This is a genomic window from Pyrococcus woesei (assembly GCF_050496105.1).
Lineage (GTDB): Archaea > Methanobacteriota_B > Thermococci > Thermococcales > Thermococcaceae > Pyrococcus > Pyrococcus furiosus.
In genome coordinates, this window is sequence record NZ_CP179867.1 from 971,556 (window position 1) to 993,941 (window position 22,386).

Sequence of the window (22,386 nt, forward strand, 5' to 3'; positions counted from 1 at the left end):
CCATCAAAATTTACACGAAAAAATAAATATAACAACGTTATTGCTTTTGGTAGTAAAAATTAAACTAGATTGTAAAGCATGAATGCAACTCCTATCGAAATTCCCCAGTACCCAGGATTCCACAAGAGAACCTTAAAGCCGTCAAGGGATGGGAATGGAAGTAAGTTGAAGAATGCTAGCCATGAATTTACTCCTGCAGTGTAGGTAAAGATTAACTTTAATACCCCTCCTGTAAAATTGGAGAGGATAACTGAAACAATGGCCACTATAATGTTTGAGAGTGGCCCCGATAATGCTATTATGCCCTCACTTTTCTTATCTCTCCAAAATTGATATGGAGCGTAAATATGGACTGCACCAAGGGCAGCAAAAACCCATGTACTGCCAGTGAGAAGCTTCGAGAATAGGCCTAGGAGTAGTGCTATTATTATACCAGTATCCCATCTCTTGTACAAGGCATAGTATCCATAATACCTTGCCACTTGTCTATGAGCAAGTTCATGAAAAATAAACGCTGTGAGAAGTGCTGGGACAACGAAAGGCATAATTCTAATATTAAAGTCCGAAAAAAGGAGTAAGAGAACTATAAATGATATCAGTAGGTCTTCAATTTCCTGTCTTTTCATGGATAACACCTCAATACTCTGGAATCCTAATTGGGGCCTGAAGTTCTTTTTCACTACTTTCAAGGTTCGTTGCTAGCATTCTTATTCTTTCTACCCCCCTGATCTCCTTTATGTATTCTGCCACGCTCTTCGGTACTAGATCTTCCCAGGGTTCTCCCTCTATCATTCTTCTTCTAATTTCTGTTGCAGAGAGTATATCCTTTTTGAACATTGGCTGAACTACAACTTTATATCCTCTTTCTCTAAAGAGCTGGGCAACTAATGAGTTCCCAGTAAAAACAACCTCAAACTTAGGAACCATGCTCTCAACGTATGGAACCCAAATTGCATTGAAGTTTATGTCGGGTAGGGGTATGAGGTAGTATCGCTTTTTCTTGCTTAACCCAGATTCATCCAACGCCCTAATTAGCATTTCCATTCTTTCACCAGTTGTAAACGGATTTTTGAGTGTGTGACTTGCTTGTGCACTTCCAATTCCAATGATAACTTCATCAACTTGATCAAAGACAAATTCTAACGCTTTTATATGGCCTTTGTGAACCGGTTGAAATCTTCCAACAAAAAGTCCTCTTTTCATAGTTTCTACCTCCTTAGGATCACTCTTATTTCATCTCCTACTTTAATTTTTAATACATCTGCAGCTGATCCTTGATTTACAGCTATTTCTAAGTATCCATGGCTACCTGGGAGGGCCAGCATTTCCCCTGGTTTTACTTGACCGTATGTGTCAAGATAAGGAAGAGTTAGTTTGAAGTCTGGTAAAACGACTTCTTTAGGTTTCTCGTATCCTTCAAGGTTTAGTATCACGTTTCCAAAATCATCTACATATATTACCTTTAGTATCCAAACGTCTCCTTCTCTCCTGGGGGTTATGTTTAACCTAACAATACTTTCTAGAGGGATTTCGTTAGAAAATTCTAGTGGATCAACGCCCTTGTCAATTAATGCAGCGGCGGGGCCAAACAAGTCTCTTCCATGAAAGGTTGAGCTAATTTCCCAGGTTACATACTTCTTAATTTTTTTCATATCAATTTCGTAGGCTCTTCTGGGCTTTATATGCTTCATTGGGAGTGTAGCAAGGCCGTTGTCTGGAACAACGAGCCATTGTTCACCTTCAATTATTATTGCCCTTCTATTAGTTCCAACTCCTGGGTCAATGACTCCAAGATGCACAGTTCCTTGTGGTGAATATTTAACGACCTGCTCCATAACGAAGGAACCCTCTAGAATTGAGTGTCTGGTTATGCTGTGAGTTACATCAACTAATCTCGCATTGGGATTTAGTTTGAGCATTGCAACTTTCATCTCTCCGACATAAGGCCCCTTTAATCCAAAGTCTGTTGTTATTGTTATCACTTATTTTCCCTCCTCTAGATTATTCTTCCAGAAAGTTTATTAAATATATCACCTACATCATATAGGTGAGTTATGAGACATTTAAAAATACTTGTGGTAATGATGGTATTACTTGGATTAGGTTGTCTTATAAAGTCTCCTGCCCAGGTTAGGTTTAGCTTAGATAAGACTGTTGTTACACCTGGAGAATATTTCTATATTGTAGTGGAAGTAAATAATACGGGAAAATTTGCAATCGTGGATGTAAACCTTAATATTGAAGGAGAAGGATTTTTGGTAGTTCAAAGGCCAAGTTTGACAAGCCCAATAAAAGTTGGAGAAGCTACAAAACTTATATGGGTCGTTAAAGCTCCACCAGTTCCTGGGGTATATCCGGTAAAAATTTATGTGGACATAAAAGACGAGTTGAACAGAGTCTGGAAAGGATTTATTTATGAAACAACGATAAAGGTTGAAAGCTCTAGTAATTCAGAACAAAAAGTTAAAGTTGAAGCAATACTCCCAGAAGAGATATATGGGGGTTCAGAATTCAACATCTCTCTTATAATAAAGAACAATAATCCTGTCCCAATAACGATTTCAAAGATTGATATAATTGCAGGAAAAATAAAAGTTGTCAACACAAGTTTTCAAAAAGATATTGTAGTGATGCCTGCTTCTTCTGTTAAAGTCGTTTATACATTTCAAGTTCCACATCAAACGTTTCAAGATACTATATTTTTCCTTGTTGAATATAAATCCCCTGAGACGGGAATTGCGAAGGTAGTTAAGAACATAAGTATAAGAGCAACTTTAAAACCATGGCTTTTAAACGAAACTATACTAAGGGATTTATACAAAGAGGTTTCACAATGGATTTTCTACGATAAGATTGTTGATGGATATTGGGAGTGGATATATAACTCAGATTCCACAATAAACAGAACATACTTCCGAGAGAAGATCTTAAAAACTTTAGAAACATCGGATTCTGACTTAGAAGCTGGCAATGCAATATTCAACTATCTTATAACCCATCACATATTTAGTGAGAGAATAGTAAGAACTTTAAATCCTCAGGAGATTGATAAAACTCCTTCTATATCGCCCATAGAAGGAAACATCCTAGCTGTGGCATACTTTAGGTCTGCTAACCTTCCAGCTAGAATTATAGCCTTATATAACAATATTGAGTGCACAGAAAGCCCAATAACTGAAGTTTATCTAGAAGGAAAATGGTTTGTTATAGACCTTGGCCATACATATTTTGCACCAAGAGACGAATATATTGCAAGTAGGTGGTTCCCGAGAATCTACCAGTTAATAACTCAGAAAAACTATAGAATTGTTGCATTGAAGCCAGCTCCTATCTTAGAGCATTCTCATGAAGATATAACGGAGGAATACGTCGCTGGTATTGAAGATGTTATAGAGGAACAACTCCAGGAAAGATTAGACAGGGAGACCTACTCAAAGGTAATCAGAATTGTGGACAGTTTAGAAACAAAAGAGGAAAGGATATTTGCCTTGTTTCTATTTTCCTCAGCCGAACCTCAGGAAATTAAAACTCTTCTTTCGAAGGCAAGTTTGGAGAATATTGCGAAGACAATTAAAGCACTATACCAGTTTTATTATGACATAGAATGGGAGGAAGATTTTAGAGTATATTGGGTAAAGCTAATGCAGATTTACAGCTAGAGGGGTGTTCCAATCATGATAGTTGTGTTAAGACTAGGCCACAGACCAGAAAGAGACAAGAGGGTAACTACCCATGTAGCATTAACAGCGAGAGCTTTTGGAGCTGATGGAATAATAATTGCTGGAGAAGAAGATGAAAAGGTTAAAGAGAGCGTGGAGGATGTAGTGAAGAGATGGGGTGGGTCGTTCTTCATTAGGTTTGAAAAAAACTGGAGAAAAGAGATAAAGGAATTTAGAGGAATAAAAGTGCACTTGACGATGTATGGACTACATGTTGACGATATAATAGAGGATATTAAAGCGAAATTTAGAGAAGGGAATGACATAATGGTGATAGTAGGAGCTGAAAAAGTTCCGAGAGAAGTTTATGAGCTAGCTGATTACAATGTTGCTATAGGAAATCAACCTCATAGCGAAGTTGCTGCTCTTGCAGTCTTCTTGGATAGACTTTTGGAAGGAAAAGGATTAAAAAAGGAGTTTAAGAATGCAAAACTTAGGATAATACCGCAAGAACGCGGGAAAAAAGTAGTGGAGGTTGAAAGCAGTGCTGAGCAATTTGAGACCATTGGCGAAAAAGCCACTGGAAAAGATAGCTGAGCCATTCTCAAAGCTTGGCATAACTCCTAATCAACTCACTATGGTTGGATTTTTCCTGTCTTTACTTGCATCTTATGAATATTACCTCAATAATCAGGTTTTTGGCTCATTAATACTATTACTTGGGGCGTTCTTAGATGCTTTAGATGGGAGCCTAGCAAGGTTAACCGGAAGAGTTACAAAATTTGGTGGTTTTCTCGATTCTACGATGGATAGGCTTAGCGATGCAGCAATAATCTTTGGAATTGCATTGGGAGAGTTAGTTAATTGGAAAGTAGCGTTTTTAGCGTTAATAGGCTCTTACATGGTAAGCTATACAAGATGTAGGGCTGAATTAGCTGGTTCTGGAACTTTAGCAGTTGGAATTGCTGAGAGGGGAGAGAGATTATTGATTCTTGTTATTGCAGGATTATTCGGAATTATTGATATTGGTGTGTATCTGGTTGCAATACTCTCTTGGATAACCTTCTTGCAAAGAGTTTATGAAGCAAAGAAAAGGCTTGAAAAATAGGGATGATGAGATTTGCTACCTCTGAAAATAATGATGAACCCTGCCGTTACTGACCGTTTAACTCCTCAACTATCTGAATAACTTCCCTAAGGTCGCTTATTACAAATTCACACTCTTTCCATAACTCTTTCTTTTCTCCCTTTCTGTCTACCAATATTGAGAGCATGTCAAGCTGTCTTGCCCCACCGCAGTCTTTTATTGGATTATCTCCTACATACACAGCTTCACTTCCTTTAACGCCAGCCTTTTTCAGTGCAACTTCAAATATTCTGGGATGTGGCTTAAAGAATCCTGCCTCTTCACTTGTGGTAATTGAATCAAAGAGCTCGGCTATTCCTAGGGCTTCAAGGTGTGCCCTTAGATATGCTGTATCTGAATCAGTGATTAAACCAACGTGATATTCTCGTTTCTTAAGCTCGTTCAACACTTCTACAACCTCAGGATACAATTTCCCATACCTTTGGTGAGCTTTCAGGTGGATTTCCCAGAAGTTTTCGGGGTAATCAAAGCCATATTTTTCTGCCAACTTTTTCATAATCTCCTCTTCTATTATCCTAATAGGCTTGAAGGGTTTTCCTGCATATTGTGAGAATGCCTCCCTTGTTAGAGCCTCATACTCACGTAACAATTCCTCGGGGGATATTTTCTTGTTTTCTCCGAGAACTTCCTCCATTATCTTTAGATGCGTCTCATATTCTCCTTCTTGACTTAACAGAGTGCCAATGAAATCAAAAAAGACTGCCTTAATCATGCTATCACCATTATAAAAAGGATTAAGGGGTATAAAAAGATTAAAGAGTCCACTCAGTTCCTATTAATTGACTGTATGCATCTAGGACTCTCTTCAAGTACTCTTTGGCCGTTCCAATTTTGTCTTCTTTGAATTTCTTGGCCCAGTTTTCGTTTCCAAACTCTTCACTGCCCTTTGCAACTAAGTCGATTACCCTCATGCTGTCCCAAAATACTGGCTCATAACCTGCCTTCTTAAGGTAGTCTATAAGCTTTCTAATCTGTTTTTTGGCGTGCTCTTCCATGTCAATGCTGACACCATATGCCTCCATAAACAGAGCCTTTAGGACTTTCTTCATCCACCCTCTGTGGAAACGACACCAGCCTACGTTATCGTACCAGAACTCCCACAAAGCACTTGAAACAATTTTCTGAGCAAGTTCCTCTGGTTCTAGGAATACTCCAAATTGATAGAATGTCCAGTATCTACCTTGAATAGGCAATGGTATGAAGTTTCCAATGGCCCAATACATTGTTGGGTTTATCTCTCCATCGTCACCTAAGGGTGTGTAGACTCCATAATCCTTAAAGCTCTCTCCATAACTTAGTCTGTCCTTGAACTTTTCATCTAAGATCTTGCTTGCTTTCCTCTTACCCATTCCAATTATCCTAGCAACTTCCGTTTTTCCAAAAGCTATTGAGTGGGCCAGCTCTGCAACAAGTTTAGCATTTTTCTCGCTTGCTTCCACAGGCTTTGTGATTAGATCGTCCTTTGTAAATTCTGGAACATCGCTAATTCCAACCTCTGCAGGCTTTAGTAAACCTTTGTGAACCAGCTCCAACACCCACGCTGCTGTACCGCCGAATTCAATTGCATCAAATCCCATGGCATCTACTGCATGAACACTAATATCGCTTGCATAGAGGTATATACTTCCGCTGAGAGGACCGTTTGCTTCGTAGGGCTCATATTCAACGTGATGTCCTTTTCTGTGCTTCTTACAAACTACTGGACAGGGCTCGCCACAGGTAGTCCAGTTCTTTGGTTGTATTGACTCTTTGTTGAAGGGTTCCCAGTAATATTTCATTATGAGCTCGTGAATCTTTATCCTCTCTTCTTTTGGAATGTAAGGCATTTGCCAGTTTAAAACTGGCACTAAATCACCTTCAGCTGGGTAATTACCTCCAAATGTACCTCCTGTGTTAAGTTTTGGATTGTATCTATACTTCACGGTGCTTTCATTAATCACATCCCTCTGAGCCTTCTTGTGAATTCCTTCAACCACTCTTTTGGCAACTTTTACATCGCTTATGTCCTCACCTGGGAATTCTCTCTTTCTCTTCTTTCCACCGAATGCTATGGCAACTACATTGTGAGCCCTCAAAAGAACACTTCCAGGACCTCCCCTTGCGGCCCAGTCTTCGCTACCTACAGCCCTCTTACCATTTCTTAGAGCTTGGGAGAAAATTGCACCCATGTTAGTGTTAAGTGCAGCTGGGCCAACTACGGCAATTCTAAACTCCATGCCTTCAAATACACTCGCTAGGTTATCAAGAAGGTATTGCGTTAGTGCATAAACCCCCTCTTCTCCTTTGTATTCTTTCCATACATCTAAGAGTTTCTCAAGCTCAATTTCATAAAAGTCAACGCTTAACTTCTCACCGTCATTCTTTAGAATTATCACGGTAGGCTTCTCAGCTTTTCCATGAATTTCAACGAAATCAACACCTACATTTTTGAATTGATATCCAGCTCCACCCATTGTGGAGGGGAATAGACCTCCATAGAGGGGAGACCTAAAGAAGAATACTAGCCTGTGACTTCCAGGCAAAACAGAACCTGCGAAAGGTCCTATTCCAAAGATAACTATATTCCTTGGATCGTAGGGATCAACTTCATATGTCCTTAGTTCATTGTGTCTCATGATTCCGTAGTCTACAACTCCGAAAATGTCCTCCCTTTCTATCTCTTGAGCTTCTACTTCCCTTTTACCTACATCTAGTTTTAGAACTGAAAATTTCATACGTCATCACCTCGATTATACCACTACCAGTGACGTGATTTCATTTAACTTACTTAAAAATTTTTGCATTTAATTTTGTCAAATATCCGTAAATGTGAATGCCTAGATAAAACATGGCCAGAAATATCAAGATAAAAGGAAAAGAAAGTGCCTCAATTATTGATCCTCCTTCAAAAATTATTGGAGGCAGCATAGTTAAGATTTCGAACCCAAAGAAAGCTCCAAGTAAAAGAAATTCTCCTCTAACAATAAATAATAATGGAAGGATAACATCGAGGAATGCAATGAAATCGCTTAACATTAATATCGCATAATCCTTTGGTTCAAGGTGATTTAGATCCCCTATAAACCATCTTTTTCTTTGTCTCCAGAGCTCTTTTAAGGTAATGGGCATTCTAGTAAACAATTTTGCCTTAGGCGCGTACACCACCTTACCCACTTTCTTTAAAAGCTTTGTTGTAGCATAGTCTTCGACTATACTCTCTGCAATTCCTCCAATTTGGTCTAGAGCTTCTCTCCTAAAGGCAGATAGTGGGCCTGGGGCTAGGCTTAAATCTTCAAGCTCTTTGGCTCTTCTGTACATAGCTATTCTTAAGTGTTCTATGTCTTGAACCAAAGTTAAGAAGGATTCAACAACTACTCTAATTTGCCCTCCAACTCCAACGATGTCTGGCGAATAAAACCTCTCTACTAACCTTCTAACGGCATCCTTGGCCATATAAGAATCGGCATCAGTGGTAACTATTATTTCTCCCCTAGCGACTTTTATTCCTTCATTAAGGGCCCTAGCTTTTCCCCCATGAGGAATTCTTATGACCTTAACTCTTGTATCTTCCTGGGCCATTCTTAAAGCTCTTTCGTAAGTTTTATCCTCACTTCCATCATCAACTACTATCACTTCACTTACTGGATAATCTTGTGAGAGAGCTGCCTTTATTGCACTTTCAATGTTCTCTTCTTCATTATACGCTGGAATTATAACACTAACAGTTGGATTCCATTGAATTGTCCTGTATTTTCTAGTCAATCCAATAATGTATCTAAGAAAGAAATATCCGTCCCAGGCAAATACTAAAAACAAAAGAAGAAGCTCAATCTTCAATATTTACCCCCGCCAGATCATAAATCTTTCTGGCGATCTCCTCGGCCTTTTTCTCGTCCCTTAGATCTTTTATTATGATTTTACCGCTGGGATAAATGCTGGCTTCATACCCGTCAATTTCCGTAACAACCATAATCCCAGGAATTAGTGTTTTTATTTTGTATCCCTTTTGCTTGAGCTCTTGAGCAAGCTTAGATATTTCAATTTTTACTTCTTTGTCCCAAAGATAGAGTTGAACAAGAACCCCTCCCATGCTTGTGCAGGGTTTAGCTATTAACATTTTCAATTCCCCCCAGGGGAAGGCTTTTTCTAACTTTCTCTATGAGCTCTTTCTTTTTCTCACAATCTGCAAGTGCCACTTCTAACACTTCATCTATTCTCTCTACTGCAACTATTTCAATTTTTTCTCTCATATCTGGGGATAGAAAGACATCCTTTTCGTTTGCCTTAGGAATTATTACTGTTTTTATTCCTGCCTCTATCGCAGCTTCGATCTTTGGAGTTATTCCTCCTACTGGCAAAACTTCTCCTCTAACGCTTAGTGAACCTGTCATTGCAACATCTTGCCTTACTGGAATCTCTTCTAAAGCGGATATAACTGCAGTAGCAACACTAATGCTGGCGGAATCTCCCTCAACTCCCTCGTATGTCTGTAGGAATTGAACGTGAATGTCGTACCTGCTGATGTCCTCTCCCTTATACCTCTTAATAATAGCTGAAACGTTTAGGACTGCTTCCTTTGCAATCTCTCCAAGCTTTCCTGTTGCTATGATCTTACCTTCCTCTTTGCTTGCGGCTGGAGCTACCATAGCTTCGATCGGCAACACAATACCGCTTTGCTCTCCTATAACAGCTAGACCATTCACCCTGCCGATTTCTTCACCTGAGGTTTTTATTACCTGATACTCCTTCTTGTTCTCGATGTACCAATCTGCTAATTGCTTCTCTAAAGGCTTGGCCAGCTTGAGGGCCTCTAGCACGTCTTCCCTTGTGACGTACTTCTTTCCTTTTCTTACGGCAATATCTCCAGCTGCCCTTACAACTCCGCCCAGGTCTCTGAGTCTTAATGTTAGGTGGCCCTTTCTCCCAGCTCTCCTTTGGGCTTCTCTTACGATTTCCTCGACGGCATCTCTCGTGAAATGTGGAATTCTTCCGTCTTTCTTTACCTCCTGGGCTACGAATTGGACAAGCTTTCTCCTGTTCTCTGGAGTGTCGGGCATTGTGGTTCTCATGTAGACTTCATATCCATATCCCCTGATTCTTGAACGTAGTGCTGGGTGCATCTTGTCTATTGTATCAAGGTTTCCAGCAGCTACCAAGATGAAGTCACAAGGAACGGGCTCTGTTCTCACCATAGCACCGCTTGAAAGTTCGCTTTGTCCGGTTATTGGGAATTTCTTTTCCTGCATTGCAGTTAGTAGACTTTGTTGCATCTTCAAGCTAAGTGTTGCTATCTCGTCTATGAACAGAACTCCCTTGTGAGCTCTGTGGATCATTCCGGGTTCAACTCTTTCGTGTGCCGGTGTTCCAAGACCTCCAGAGTTCTTAACAAATAGACCGTTAGCAAGTAGATTTCCTGTCTCTGTAGTTACGTTGTAAGTAACTTCAACTTCCTCCCAGCTTTCGAGGAAATTCCTTCTCTCTCCCTTCTTAACTCTCTTAACTCGTTTCTTAAGATCCTCAGTCTTTTCGGGAATGCTATATTCCAGATATTTTTCAATTTCCTTAAAGAATTTTTCTCTCTTTGCTGGAGAAAAGCTTATTGGAATGAACTCAATGAAATTAAGCATGTTGTCTATTGATGAGGATAGCGTAAGTCTAGCCCTGTATTTATCTTTTTCTTCATCCTCTTCAGCTTCTGCCTTAATTCCAAAGAAGCTCAGATACCAAGATATTTCCTCGAAGAACGTTTCGACGTTGTCAGTAAGTTGAGTTATTTCGAGGATTTCTTTGTCATTCCTATTGCTACTGTAGAGACCATCCATGAAGGCGAGGAAAAGTGACGGCTTAAGCTTGACCCACCATGGAAGCTTAAGCTTAACTTTGCTTTTGTCTCCAACTGGTGCACCAAGTGTAGCAAAGAAGGTCACTATTCTTTTATCACATGTTCTGAAAATAATGCTGTTTTCTTTTTCTTCAATTTTATAGTCAAATTCCCCGAAGAGCTCGCTGAGTGCTTTAACAAACTGTTCAATTGTTTTCTTCTCGCTAGAAACAAAGCTAAGGGTATTGAGATTCTCATCGATACCTCCACTACCAAAGAGTGCGCCCATGATTCCTGCTATCTTTTCTAGTCTACTGTCTTCACTATTTAGTGGAAGTAGGCTAAGCCTTTCAAGTTCCTCTCTTATACTCTTCTCGGCTACGTCAAAGCCGTCAAGAATTGTGAGAGGCACTCTTATTATCTCATCATCTTTAGTTATCTCTCCAGCTTCTTTAAGGCCCTTTATTGTGTACACTTTATGTTCAGGTGTTAATGCAAGCCAATAATCCTTTTCAAGATTTACTATTTTTCTAAGCTTTTGCTTCCCTTCTCTTCTATTGACATAAAGGAGCTTTACAAGTCCGTCTTTTGTGAGTATTTTTATGTTTTCCCCTTGAAGATCTTTATAAACTACTCTAATACTTCCGTCCATCCCTTCTCCAGACGCCTCCTTAAGGAGACCGTCAACGAACTCCCTAAGTTTGAAGACTTTTTTCTCTCCGTCCTTTTCAATTAAGATAACTTCTTCACCGCTAAAACATTGAAATGGGTCGTGTCTAACATCTCCAAGCAGAGCTCCAGCATGGGCCCCTGTCGCATCTACAAATGGGGCCTTTTTTCTTCCACAGTTATCTACAAGTAGCTTGGGCACCATGGCCTGGGTTCTAATTCTCATGTTTGCTACTGCCATTAGGGCTACTAGAATGACAAATACTCCCAGGAGGAGCGTGTTTGGATCTCCCTTACTCATCAAAACAGCCATTCCAACGACTAGAAATACAAAGAATAATAGATATGTCTTAATGCTCTCCTGTTCTCTTGCTCTCTTTCTGTACTCTTCGACGATTTTTCTTCCTTGGCAAGCTGGGACAGTCTTTATCCTAGGCATGTTCTCGTCTTCTGGATTTGGAAAAACTAGGATATCTTCGAGATTTTCGGTTGGGAGTAGTTCTGCCATTGCTTGGCCAAGCATTGACTTACCTGTTCCTGGCTCTCCAATGAGAAGTACGTGTCTTCTCTGCTTTGCAGCAGTTTTTATAACTTCAACAGCGTGATCTTGACCTATAACTTGATCAATTAACCTCTCTGGGACAGGAATCTCCTCTGTTGTCTCAAACTCGATCCCAAGATCGAGTCTCTCCTCCTCCATATTCCTCTCGCCAATCATGGATAATTTTATATGCCTTATAAAGTTTCCATACAATATGAGAGTTAAAGTTAGGAAGGAACTCTTTGAATATCTTTTGGATCTCGCAGCCTCTTTTCATCCAAAAGAGTTTGCAGGCCTGCTGAGAGAGAAAAATGGGGTATTTGAGGAGGTTTTATTTTTGCCAAAGGGGTTCTTTGGAACAAAGTCGGTATACTTTGATCTAAATCTCTTGCCTCATGATGAAACTATTAAAGGAACTGTTCATTCTCATCCCTCTCCTTATCCTTATCCTTCTAAAGCTGATTTGGACTTTTTCTCCAAGTTTGGGGGAGTTCACATAATAATAGCATTTCCCTATACTAAGGAAAGTACAAAGGCTTTTAGAAGCGATGGAACAGAATTGGATATTGAAATAGTCCCCTAGATTTTAGGTTGCATAATTCCTCTCTTTTTGAGCTCTTCATAAGCTTTTCTCAGAACTTCACGGATCTTATATCTTTTATTAAGACCACCCAACTTCATTGCAGCCTTTCTTAGGCTTCCCTCATTCAAAAATAACTTTAGAAGGGCTACTTCTTCGAAACTTAAGTTGTCCAAGTGCTTTAGGGCTAGCTCTGCAATTTCAATTGGGTTATTTCCTTCATATGGGAAATCTGCTGAAAGAATTGGCTTGTCTAAGAGTTTTATCATCTCAAACTCCACAATTGTTGCAGGAGAATCAGGTCTAACGAACTTGTAATGTTCCTTGAGTGCTTTTATGAGTTCTTCTTTATTTCTAAAACCATCTTTTCTAGCATCCTCGTCAGTTAACTCCTCGACTTTTTTAGTTTCGACCCTAATAATTCTTGCTTTTCCCAAAACGTAACCTCCAGCGTGCACAAGAACCTCTTCTCCAGGCTTTAGGTTTATCTTCCTTCCCAACCTAATTGTTGCTCTCTTTTTCCCTGAGATTATGTCGTCCTTGTATCTTCCATCAAATTTTAAGTTTTTCATTCTTTATCCCTCCCAAGAACTCTGAACTTTATTGCCAAAACTCCGTACCTATACTCTTTCCACTTCGGATACATATTGTGGAACCTCTTGAGAGCCTTTTCAAAGCTTGGTTTATCTGGAAATATCTTGTCTATCGGCTCTTCTCTAAGTACCTGCCTAAAAGTTTCGTACTTCTTAACCTCCACAACTTCAGCCGGAATTAAGTCATTGAAAATAATTTTGTCCCCTCTCTTAATGTCTTTTAACTGAGGATAAGCCACTCTAACCTCAATTCTTTTCTTTCCACTTTTCACCATCTCAAGATATTCATCCTTTAAATAGAGCCTGTATACTTTCATCGTTTTCTAAGTATCTTTGCCTGTTTTTAACCTATTCGGGTGGAGAGGTCCTCTTCCGAAAGGACGGGATAATTCACACCATTCCAGAAACCTTGAGAATGATCCACCACAAAATGTCTCCAAAGAAGTAACTTGTTAAAAACCCCAGGAACAATGCTGGGGCAAAGGGCATTGCTTTTCTGACTAAAAATTCATTCTCGAGCTTTCCTTCGCTTACTAGCTTTTTGAGCTCTTCAATCTGCTCTTTAGTTAATCCTTCAACACTAAAACCAGCTATCTCTTTTCCACTAATCTGTTCGAATTTCCCACTTTTCAAAACTTCATTGAGCTTTTCAAAGAAGTCTTTCCTATCCCTGACTATTTTGCCTCCGACTTCCAGTATTCTCTCTCCTAGAACTTCTCCTTCTTTGAGCTCTTCAACTCTTTTGACTTTGGTTAAAACTTCTTTTCTTAACATCTTAACTGAGGATAGCAAAAGCTTGAATGCATAGAGGATAATCACTAATCTGAGGAAGAAATATAGGGATGAAAATCCTACAAGATATGTGACGTATACAAGGGATAATACTCCAAGAATATCTCCTATAACCCTAATTTTGCTAAGAAAAGCTATCAACAGAAAGGTAAGAATCCATCTCAAGAGCGGATGTAGCGATATTCCAAGGTTGATGCTTATCACTACAAAGAGAGTAACAGAAAACATTATCCACAAAGACACTTCGAAGACGTTCCTAATGCCTTTAACAAACAGTTCTTTTAAGAGGCTGAGTTTCTTCTTTGCAATAAGTCCTGCAAATGCATACACAAATATTAGGGGGAATATAAGAAGGATCGAATTAAACAGAATCGTTAAGGCATTTAGGGGCAATACTACAGCATACGGAGCTTTGTACTTGGCAGATTCTGGGGCATAGGGGAGAAGGGATGAAAATGCTGCAAGAATTAGCACGTCACCACTAGCCCATCCTCCAGTATAATAAAGGAGGGATCCTACGGCAAAACCTAAGAGCAATCCAATAATTCCAGAAAATGCAAGAATTAGATCCTCGTTTTTTATTCCCAGGAAGAAATAGTATAGAATTCCAGCCTCTACAATGGGTATGTATGGACCTTTTACCTCATAATTACATCCCTTCCTCTTACACCACCACTTTGATAGGAGTGAAAAGCTTGGAAAAAAGCGTTCCTCGTATATGTAGCTTGTTTTAATGTCCGTATAAGATGTAAGAATCCCAACTAATATTCCCAGAATCAGAGGAATTATCATGAATTCACCTCCACTAAAGCGACTCTAGAAGTCTTTCTCTTATGACTTTTGTGTACTCCTCAACATAATTTGTTAGAGTTCTCATGCTATCAACAACTACGTTAAGCACTATGGCCACCAAAATCAGAACTGCAGCCAGCATGAGGAGATATTCAATGGCAGTTTGAGCTCTTTTCATGGGGCCCTCATTAAAAGTTGTTCACAAAATAATTTAAGGCTTTTGCTGTTTAAGTGAGAGGGGAGTTAAAGATGAAGCTCATAAAGCAGGGGGCTGAAGCAAAGATATATCTTGCAGACTTTTCCGAATTATACTATGATCTTCCCATCAAGGTGATCGTTAAGGAAAGGGTCTCGAAAAGATATAGGATTCCTGAAATCGACATAAAACTCAGAAAAGAGAGAACAATAAGAGAAGCTAGAATACTCCATAGAGCTAAGAAAGCTGGTGTAAATGTTCCCTACGTGTTTGAAGTTGATACCAAGAACATGATAATAGTTATGGAGTTCATAGAGGGGGAGAGGCTCAAGGAGCTTTTGGAAAAACTTCCCATAGAAGAAAGGTTGGAGATATGTAAGGAAATTGGCAGGGTCATAGGAAAGTTACATGAGGCAGGTATTGTCCATGGGGATTTGACGACCTCCAATATGATAATGAGAGATGGAAAAATTTACCTCATAGACTTCGGGTTAGCTGAGTTTGACGATACTTTAGAAGCCCAGGGTGTTGATCTTCACTTGCTGAGGAGAGCAATGGAGAGTACTCACTACAGCTGGGTTGAAGAGGGATTTAAAGCTGTTCTAAGAGGATATGAAGAGGTAAGGGGGAAAGAGAAGAGGCGTGAGATTGAGGAAAAAATCAAGGAAATTGAATTGAGAGGGAGATATAGGGAGAGAAGCTGGATTACTTCCTAAATTTTTTAAGTATTCTGTTCATTATCATTTTTTCTTCTCCTCTTCCCTTTCTAGCAAGTCTTTCTACTATTAATTCTGGCGTACTTCTTCCAATAACTCCAAATTTTGGCTGTCTATCAACTATTAGATTCAAGTTTTCGTCAAGGCCTTTCGCTTCTATTCCATCCACCCTCGCAAAAGGAATCTCTCTTTTCAAATCTTCTCCTAAGTGAGAGACAATTACGACGAAAAATCCCTTCTCATAAGCTATTTTCAGGAGCTCTGCCAATATCTTCGCGGCAGCTCCAGGCTCAGTTATTGACTCAAATTCATCAATTAGAATTAGCTTTTTTCCTTTTCCTTTAATTGCCCTTACCAATCCTTTTAGAGACGTTTCAAAGGCTCCTGCTCCATAAACACTTCTCTTTCTCTTAAAGAAAAATATTTCATCTAAAACTGTAAACCAGGCTTTTTTTGCAGGAACTGGAAAGCCCATATGGGCCAATATGACAATCTGGGAGATGAGCTCAAGGAGAGAAGTTTTACCTCCGCTGTTAGCCCCTGTCAAAATTACAATGTTTGCTTCTTCAACTCCTGGGAAGTTACCATAAGACTTCCCTACGAAATAACTTACTGGTTGTGGGTTTTCTATGAACAGATTCCTACCTTCAATAAACCCGATCCCTTCTTCAACAATTTCTGGAAACACAAAGTCTCTTGTGAATTTTTTAACCACAAGCAAAAAGTATAATTCGTAGGCTTTTTGTATCTCTTCTTTTAGTTTTTGCAGATGGGGCAGGATTTTTTCTACAGTTTCTCTGCTTTTAAGATAAAATTCTATCTTAAATTCTCTCTCTAGCTCTCTTTTAAGGGCTTCTATCTGCTCTGGAGGAACTTCTACTGGGAAATCTCTAGGAAAAATCTCTACACTAATTCCCAGAACATCGGAAATTTCCTTTTCCGCTTTATTAATCTCCTCTATGATTTCGTCATTAAGAGCTGAGAACTTATGAAAAAGATATTCCAGGTTTCCAGCTCTTAAGGCTTTCATAAATTCCACAAGATCTCTGCCGCTTAGGGTTAACTTAAATCTCTCAAGCTTTTCTTCAATTTTCCTATTGAGTTCCTTTTCTTTCTCAACGATTATTTCATCTAGATTTTCGAGAATTTCCATTTTCTTAAAAATCTCTTCTATCTCTTTTAAAGAAATCAAAATTTTATCGGCCGCTCCTCCTGGGAAAACTTTTGAAAGTGCTTCAAGAACGTCCCTATTTTCCCACAGGGGAATTATATAAAGCTCTGGGGCAATATGGGAAGGCTTTACCTCAACCTCAATTCCATACCCAATCGTGCTTAAAATAAGAGGATAATCTTCAATTTCAGAGGGATCAGAAGTTACTGGGCATAAGTCAAGCTTTTCTGCTTCTTCTACTTCCTCATCGGAGACCAGCAAAATTCTATCATGAAAAAATTCTCTCCTAAATCTAATTGGCCTTATTGAAAGGAGATATTCTTCTAAGTCATCTCTCACATTTTTTAAGCCTTCTTTTAAGTAATTTTGCCTTTTTATAATTTCCTCTCTATCACTTGTCGGTTCAAATTTTTTAAGAAATGTCCTGGCCTCCCCTAATTTAATCATAGACTCTAGCCGGGAGAGTAACCTCTTGTAGACTTCTCTGGCATCCCCCCGCAACTTCATATCATATCCCTCGGGGGAAGTATAATTCCTAGCTCAGTTATAATCCCTCTTATAAATTTCCAGGGAGTTATGTCAAACAAAACATTTCTAACTCTACTTCCTTCCCTATACAAAGGTCTCTCCACGAGTTCTACTTCCTTGGATGTAATCTTTTGGTGAAACTTGTAGGTTTCGGCAGCAACATAAAATGGAACTTCACTTTCATAACAGGAGATGGCAAGTAAATAAGTTCCAGCTTTATTCACAACGTATCCATCTTTTGTCACAGTATCTGCTCCAACGATTGCCAGTGTTGCATCCTTAGCAAATAATCCAAGTTGGGCATCTGTTATAATTTCAACTTCAATACTTTCATCTTGCAGGGCTTTTGCTAAATATAGGCCCTCGTAATCGGGAGCACTTTCTGTGAGTATAACCTTAAACTGCTTCCCTCTTCTCTTGGCAGTTTTTAGAATTTCAAAGACAGCTGAAGAATAAGAGTGGGTTATTATGACATCCCCACTATCTATTAGTTGGGCTCCAATAGAGGCAATTTCCTTCTTAGCTTCTTCCGCTCTTTTTATGAACTCCTCAGCTCTTAGTTTTACCACTTCTCTGTCGTTTGTTATTGGAATAAACATTGCAAGATTATAGAGGGAGGCCATCGATGGATTAATTTCAAGGATTTCTCTTTTCAACTCTATTATTCCTTCCTCTAGGGAAGTTTCATCTAACTCTTCGCTGAGTAATATAAAGGCTTCAGCTCCCTTTTTGGCCATCCAGCTAGCTCCTCTTATTTTCTCGTTCTTCATCTCCTCAAGTATCTTTACAACTTTCTCTGGAAGCACTACCAGCCCTCCCTAAATTCGATTCCCTTACTCTTCATAAATTCTACTGCCTTTTTTATGGTATCTTCGTCTTGAGCAAATATTATGATTCCAATGAACTTCCCAAAACCTTTTGGGGAGGAGTGTATCTTTACATCGAAAATCTTTATAGTTTCTTCTAAAATTGGTGCCAATTTGCTTTCATCGGTTATCTCAGCAAGGTATTTCTTCTGAACGAATTTCTTTGATCCAATTCTTGGTAAAACTTCCTCTTCAAGCATCGCCTTCATTTCTCTTGGCATGCCTGGGAGCACAAAGATTTTAGTGCCTCTATATTCTATATAGGCCCCAGGTGCTGCCCCAACAGAGTTTTTCAATGGAATGGCTCCTTTGGGAAGGTAAGCCATCTTTTTCCTTGCATCATTCAGCGTAGGATCATCAATTAGCCCCTCCCTATATAATCTCTCATAAAATTCCTTTATTTCCTCTAAGCATTTTTCACAGAGCACTAATTCTTTTCCCAGCGCCTTAGCGACGGCCACCATTGTAACGTCATCGTGAGTTGGCCCGAGGCCTCCCGAAATAATAAGAACATCGGGTTTTCTGTTAAGGGATTCTAAAATTACAGACCTTATATCCTCCACGTCATCGCCAACAGTAGTTATTCTCTTAACGAGGTATCCTCTCTCCGTTAATTTCTTCGCTATGTGTGCTGAGTTGCTGTTTACAGTATTCCCTGTTAAAAGTTCATCACCTACGGTAATTATTTCCGCGAACATTGGTTCTCCCCAGGAATTGTTTTTATCAAGAGTTTATTAGATTTTGACGTGCGTTGATGAACATTTATGTTCACATGATCATAACAGAAAAATTTATATGTATCATCACCAGTGATACATTATGAGACTTTGGTGTATGGAGGTGATCACGTGAACATAAAGAAATTAACACCCCTCCTAACTCTATTACTGTTTTTTATAGTACTAGCAAGTCCAGTAAGTGCAGCAAAATACTTGGAGCTTGAAGAGGGAGGAGTTATAATGCAAGCATTCTATTGGGATGTTCCAGGGGGAGGAATTTGGTGGGATCATATAAGATCGAAGATTCCTGAATGGTATGAAGCTGGAATCTCTGCAATATGGCTACCTCCACCAAGCAAGGGGATGAGTGGAGGATATTCAATGGGCTACGATCCCTATGATTACTTTGATCTCGGCGAGTACTACCAGAAGGGAACTGTAGAGACGCGTTTTGGATCAAAAGAAGAACTAGTGAGATTGATACAAACTGCCCATGCCTATGGAATAAAGGTAATCGCCGATGTAGTTATAAACCACAGGGCTGGTGGTGACCTAGAATGGAACCCCTTCGTTGGAGATTACACATGGACAGACTTTTCTAAAGTTGCCTCAGGGAAATATACAGCTAACTATCTGGACTTCCATCCAAACGAGCTTCATTGTTGTGACGAAGGAACCTTTGGAGGATTTCCAGATATATGTCATCACAAAGAGTGGGATCAGTACTGGCTATGGAAGAGCAATGAGAGTTATGCTGCTTATTTAAGAAGCATAGGATTTGATGGTTGGAGATTTGACTATGTTAAGGGCTATGGAGCTTGGGTTGTCAGAGACTGGCTTAATTGGTGGGGAGGTTGGGCAGTTGGAGAGTACTGGGACACAAATGTAGATGCACTACTAAGCTGGGCATATGAGAGTGGTGCAAAGGTCTTTGACTTCCCGCTCTACTATAAAATGGATGAAGCATTTGACAATAACAACATTCCAGCATTAGTCTATGCCCTACAAAACGGACAAACTGTAGTTTCGAGAGATCCATTTAAGGCAGTAACTTTCGTTGCCAATCATGACACAGATATAATATGGAACAAGTATCCAGCATATGCGTTCATATTGACATATGAGGGACAGCCAGTAATATTCTACAGGGACTTTGAGGAATGGCTGAACAAGGATAAGCTAATTAACCTCATTTGGATCCATGATCATTTGGCAGGAGGAAGCACAACAATTGTCTACTACGACAACGATGAGCTCATATTTGTGAGAAATGGAGATTCTAGAAGGCCTGGGCTTATAACTTACATTAACTTGAGCCCTAACTGGGTTGGTAGGTGGGTATACGTTCCAAAGTTTGCAGGGGCTTGTATTCATGAATACACTGGAAACCTAGGAGGATGGGTAGATAAAAGAGTAGATAGTAGCGGATGGGTATACCTAGAGGCACCACCTCACGATCCAGCTAACGGCTACTATGGGTACTCCGTATGGAGTTATTGTGGTGTTGGGTGACTTTTTCTTTTTTCTTTTTAACAATGGGAGAAGTGCAAATACTGCGACAATTCCTGGGCCGCATACAGGAGTTTCTGGAGCGGCTTCATTCAATATTACTGTTTTATTTCCAATTCCATACAACGTGACATTTGTTGGTTGGAGAGGTTCCCAGGGAAGTCCCTTATATAGTTGAACTGTAAAAGTTTTGTTTCTGGGGAGGGGAACCACGGCAAAGTAGTGTCCCGTTGGAGATTTCAAGAGGGGTCTCGGCTCTGAGAGTTCTGGTATGTTCCCCTTGACCCAAAGGTAACCAGTGTAGTTTCCTTGTAGGACTATTAGTGCTGGGATATCATTGCTAGAATAGTACCTAAGCTTAACCTCATTGCTTCTAGTTCCATTAACAACAACCCAAACAGGAATCCACGCATTCATAGTTTTAATCTCGGGAACCTCTACAAGGATGGAATTTTCTTCTTTCTCAATAATTCTTGCTCTCCTACCTCCTATATACACCTTGATGTTTCCATTGAGGCCTGCTCCGGCTATAAGGATTTTTTGCCCAGGTTGGGCTATGTATGGAGTTATAGATCCTATGAGAGGGGTTTTCTGTTCTTCCTCTACATGAAAGACATAAAATGAATATCTGGGTAGCTTTATCTCACCCTGACCTTCTTTAACTTTGAGAATTGCTCCTTCGATGATGTCTATGTATGTTCCATCTGTCCAGTTTAGGGAAATCGTGATGTTTTTGTCTGGCCCTTTGTTTAGAGCAACTAATATCTTGTGGCTTCCAAACTTTCTCTCAAATATCCATGTGTTGTAGTCCACATATACGGTTCTGAAATCACTATAAGCAAGGGCATCGTTGACTTTTCTTAGCAATGAAAGCTTTCTTATAATCTCAGCAGCCTTAGTAGAGTTATCAAAAACCATCATTGGTCTGTTGTAGGGGTCTCCCTTCCCTTCCTTACTCACTAAATAGCTTTCATCTCCATAATATATAACAGGAATTCCTGGGAGTGTCATTACTAATCCGAGGGCCATGTGGTACCTGTCTTTGTTTGGGTTCATGTTCAGGAACCTAACTAAATCATGGCTGTCTAAGAAGTTCAACTGCTTGTTGGGATAAACGAACAAACTGTAATACTCCTCTAACATCTTTGCTAGCTGCTCAAAACTTCCTCCATATGCAAAAGTTCTCGCAATTGATTCTCTAATTGGGATATTTAAGAGGGAAGATACATTTGAGTACCTATAGAACTCATAGAGGTCAAACGTTTTGTCAGGAGTGTTTGCAAAGTATTCTCCGTAGATAAAGAGTGGTTCATCTGAGATTTGATATAGGTAAAGGTAGAAGGTTTCAAGCCATCCCAGCTCTATATGCTTAACAGCATCAATTCTAAATCCACAAGCGCCATTTTTCACGAATAAAGCTGCCCCTTCTTTAAGATAATTATCCACAAAGTCATTCATTTGGTTGAAATCTGCCAATCCAAAAAGATTTGCGTACTTAAGCTGAAAGCCAAACCAATCGTTTATGTTGCCATTGTGGTGATAGATGTTTTCCAGGCTCGCAGTATAGGGATTTCTTGTGGCATTTTTTCTGTCTTCATAGTAGTTAGTCACTAATGTTCCATTATCGTACAAAGCTCCAAACTCCCCATCAGTTGCTGGATTTGAATGGTTGGGGACATAGTCTACTATTATGCAAATTCCTCTTTTCTTAGCTTCTTCTACTAACCTTCTAAAGTCTTCCCAGGTGCCAAAGTGCTCGTCTATCCTTTTGAAGTCTCTTGGCCAATACCCATGATAAGGAGCGCTTCCACCTGCCATTCTGTTTATGTTGTCGTTTAATGGTGAAAGCCATATCATTGAAACACCTAGACTCTCTATATAGTCAAGTCTCTCTATGATGCCTTCAATGTCTCCTCCCCAATAGAGCCTGTAGTTTTTCTTCTCTGGATCATAGAAGGGTTCGTTATTTGTTGGGTTTCTATCGTAAAATCTGTCCACCATTATTTGATATATAACACTTCTCTCTGGAACATAATAGGCTGCGACCTGGGAAAAATAGAGTACAAGAATTGTAAAACTTATTATCAGCTTTCTCATGTTATCACCTT

The 22,386-nt window shown here is 39.6% G+C and carries 22 protein-coding genes and 1 other RNA gene; 7 read left to right on the plus strand and 16 right to left on the minus strand.

What is annotated here, in order from left to right:
• Positions 1-59: 59 nt before the first annotated feature.
• From ACMFNG_RS05365 to ACMFNG_RS05375, 3 genes are read right to left on the minus strand one after another with little or no spacing between them, the layout of a single operon-like run.
• Positions 60-626, minus strand: a complete 567-nt coding sequence (locus ACMFNG_RS05365) for a metalloprotease (RefSeq protein WP_011011574.1) — start codon at positions 624-626, stop codon at positions 60-62.
• Positions 627-636: 10 nt separating this feature from the next.
• A complete protein-coding gene (locus tag ACMFNG_RS05370) occupies positions 637-1,203 on the minus strand; it encodes a nicotinamide-nucleotide adenylyltransferase (protein ID WP_011011575.1) in 567 nt (188 codons plus the stop codon).
• 5 nt (positions 1,204-1,208) lie between these two features.
• Complete coding sequence (locus ACMFNG_RS05375; RefSeq protein ID WP_011011576.1) at positions 1,209-1,982, minus strand: SAM hydrolase/SAM-dependent halogenase family protein; 774 nt, start codon at positions 1,980-1,982, stop codon at positions 1,209-1,211.
• Between the two features lie 72 nt (positions 1,983-2,054).
• Here ACMFNG_RS05375 and ACMFNG_RS05380 point away from each other — a divergent pair, with 72 nt between their 5' ends.
• From ACMFNG_RS05380 to ACMFNG_RS05395, 4 genes are all read left to right on the plus strand, one after another.
• Positions 2,055-3,659 (plus strand): hypothetical protein, encoded by a 1,605-nt coding sequence (locus tag ACMFNG_RS05380; protein ID WP_011011577.1) that lies wholly within the window; start codon positions 2,055-2,057, stop codon positions 3,657-3,659.
• A 15-nt stretch (positions 3,660-3,674) separates the two neighbouring features.
• A complete protein-coding gene (locus ACMFNG_RS05385; protein ID WP_011011578.1) occupies positions 3,675-4,256 on the plus strand; it encodes a tRNA (cytidine(56)-2'-O)-methyltransferase in 582 nt (193 codons plus the stop codon).
• The gene (gene pgsA / locus ACMFNG_RS05390) at positions 4,204-4,767 is read left to right on the plus strand and encodes an archaetidylinositol phosphate synthase (protein WP_011011579.1); all 564 of its coding nucleotides are present in this window, start codon (positions 4,204-4,206) and stop codon (positions 4,765-4,767) included. Before ACMFNG_RS05385 ends, pgsA begins: the two co-directional genes overlap by 53 nt.
• Positions 4,766-4,823: C/D box small nucleolar RNA (locus tag ACMFNG_RS05395), an RNA gene on the plus strand. The genes pgsA and ACMFNG_RS05395 overlap by 2 nt, the downstream gene beginning before the upstream one ends.
• On the opposite strand, the gene ACMFNG_RS05400 is transcribed toward ACMFNG_RS05395, so the two are convergent.
• The 5 genes from ACMFNG_RS05400 to lonB are packed head-to-tail and all read right to left on the minus strand — an operon-like array spanning position 4,814 to position 11,975.
• Entirely contained in the window at positions 4,814-5,518 is a 705-nt protein-coding gene (locus ACMFNG_RS05400; protein ID WP_014835149.1) for a TIGR02253 family HAD-type hydrolase, read from the minus strand. The two genes, ACMFNG_RS05395 and ACMFNG_RS05400, sit on opposite strands and share 10 nt — an antisense overlap.
• A 40-nt stretch (positions 5,519-5,558) precedes the next feature.
• A complete protein-coding gene (gor, locus tag ACMFNG_RS05405; RefSeq protein WP_011011581.1) occupies positions 5,559-7,520 on the minus strand; it encodes a glyceraldehyde-3-phosphate:ferredoxin oxidoreductase in 1,962 nt (653 codons plus the stop codon).
• A gap of 49 nt (positions 7,521-7,569) precedes the next feature.
• Positions 7,570-8,622, minus strand: coding sequence for a glycosyltransferase (locus ACMFNG_RS05410; RefSeq protein WP_011011582.1), 1,053 nt, complete (start codon positions 8,620-8,622; stop codon positions 7,570-7,572).
• Positions 8,612-8,902 carry a hypothetical protein gene (locus ACMFNG_RS05415; RefSeq protein ID WP_011011583.1) on the minus strand — a complete coding sequence of 97 codons (291 nt, stop codon included), beginning with the start codon at positions 8,900-8,902 and terminating at the stop codon, positions 8,612-8,614. The genes ACMFNG_RS05410 and ACMFNG_RS05415 overlap by 11 nt, the downstream gene beginning before the upstream one ends.
• Complete coding sequence (gene lonB / locus ACMFNG_RS05420; RefSeq protein ID WP_011011584.1) at positions 8,889-11,975, minus strand: ATP-dependent protease LonB; 3,087 nt, start codon at positions 11,973-11,975, stop codon at positions 8,889-8,891. The genes ACMFNG_RS05415 and lonB overlap by 14 nt, the downstream gene beginning before the upstream one ends.
• Positions 11,976-12,030: 55 nt before the next feature.
• Between lonB and ACMFNG_RS05425 the strand changes: the two genes are divergently transcribed.
• The gene (locus tag ACMFNG_RS05425; RefSeq protein WP_014835150.1) at positions 12,031-12,399 is read left to right on the plus strand and encodes a Mov34/MPN/PAD-1 family protein; all 369 of its coding nucleotides are present in this window, start codon (positions 12,031-12,033) and stop codon (positions 12,397-12,399) included.
• On the opposite strand, the gene ACMFNG_RS05430 is transcribed toward ACMFNG_RS05425, so the two are convergent.
• The 4 genes from ACMFNG_RS05430 to ACMFNG_RS05445 form a co-directional block, all read right to left on the minus strand.
• Positions 12,396-12,968 (minus strand): ASCH domain-containing protein, encoded by a 573-nt coding sequence (locus tag ACMFNG_RS05430; protein WP_011011586.1) that lies wholly within the window; start codon positions 12,966-12,968, stop codon positions 12,396-12,398. The genes ACMFNG_RS05425 and ACMFNG_RS05430 overlap by 4 nt on opposite strands.
• Positions 12,965-13,306 (minus strand): ASCH domain-containing protein, encoded by a 342-nt coding sequence (locus ACMFNG_RS05435; protein WP_011011587.1) that lies wholly within the window; start codon positions 13,304-13,306, stop codon positions 12,965-12,967. Before ACMFNG_RS05435 ends, ACMFNG_RS05430 begins: the two co-directional genes overlap by 4 nt.
• Before the next feature lie 73 nt (positions 13,307-13,379).
• Positions 13,380-14,573 (minus strand): A24 family peptidase C-terminal domain-containing protein, encoded by a 1,194-nt coding sequence (locus tag ACMFNG_RS05440; RefSeq protein WP_288072545.1) that lies wholly within the window; start codon positions 14,571-14,573, stop codon positions 13,380-13,382.
• Between the two features lie 13 nt (positions 14,574-14,586).
• On the minus strand, positions 14,587-14,751 hold the full coding sequence (locus tag ACMFNG_RS05445) for a class III signal peptide-containing protein (protein ID WP_014835151.1): 165 nt from the start codon (positions 14,749-14,751) through the stop codon (positions 14,587-14,589).
• Positions 14,752-14,822: 71 nt separating this feature from the next.
• Here ACMFNG_RS05445 and ACMFNG_RS05450 point away from each other — a divergent pair, with 71 nt between their 5' ends.
• A complete protein-coding gene (locus tag ACMFNG_RS05450) occupies positions 14,823-15,485 on the plus strand; it encodes a Kae1-associated kinase Bud32 (RefSeq protein WP_014835152.1) in 663 nt (220 codons plus the stop codon).
• Here the strand turns inward: ACMFNG_RS05450 and ACMFNG_RS05455 are convergent.
• The 3 genes from ACMFNG_RS05455 to ACMFNG_RS05465 are packed head-to-tail and all read right to left on the minus strand — an operon-like array spanning position 15,475 to position 18,748.
• On the minus strand, positions 15,475-17,163 hold the full coding sequence (locus ACMFNG_RS05455; protein ID WP_011011591.1) for a MutS-related protein: 1,689 nt from the start codon (positions 17,161-17,163) through the stop codon (positions 15,475-15,477). The two genes, ACMFNG_RS05450 and ACMFNG_RS05455, sit on opposite strands and share 11 nt — an antisense overlap.
• On the minus strand, positions 17,160-17,990 hold the full coding sequence (locus ACMFNG_RS05460) for a translation initiation factor IF-2 (RefSeq protein ID WP_011011592.1): 831 nt from the start codon (positions 17,988-17,990) through the stop codon (positions 17,160-17,162). Before ACMFNG_RS05460 ends, ACMFNG_RS05455 begins: the two co-directional genes overlap by 4 nt.
• Positions 17,990-18,748: a molybdopterin-binding protein gene (locus tag ACMFNG_RS05465; protein ID WP_011011593.1), complete on the minus strand. Its 759-nt coding sequence runs from the start codon at positions 18,746-18,748 to the stop codon at positions 17,990-17,992. The genes ACMFNG_RS05460 and ACMFNG_RS05465 overlap by 1 nt, the downstream gene beginning before the upstream one ends.
• Before the next feature lie 156 nt (positions 18,749-18,904).
• Between ACMFNG_RS05465 and ACMFNG_RS05470 the strand changes: the two genes are divergently transcribed.
• A complete protein-coding gene (locus tag ACMFNG_RS05470) occupies positions 18,905-20,281 on the plus strand; it encodes an alpha-amylase (RefSeq protein WP_143522516.1) in 1,377 nt (458 codons plus the stop codon).
• Here the strand turns inward: ACMFNG_RS05470 and ACMFNG_RS05475 are convergent.
• Entirely contained in the window at positions 20,207-22,375 is a 2,169-nt protein-coding gene (locus ACMFNG_RS05475) for an alpha-amylase family glycosyl hydrolase (RefSeq protein WP_014835154.1), read from the minus strand. The genes ACMFNG_RS05470 and ACMFNG_RS05475 overlap by 75 nt on opposite strands.
• Positions 22,376-22,386 lie beyond the last annotated feature (11 nt).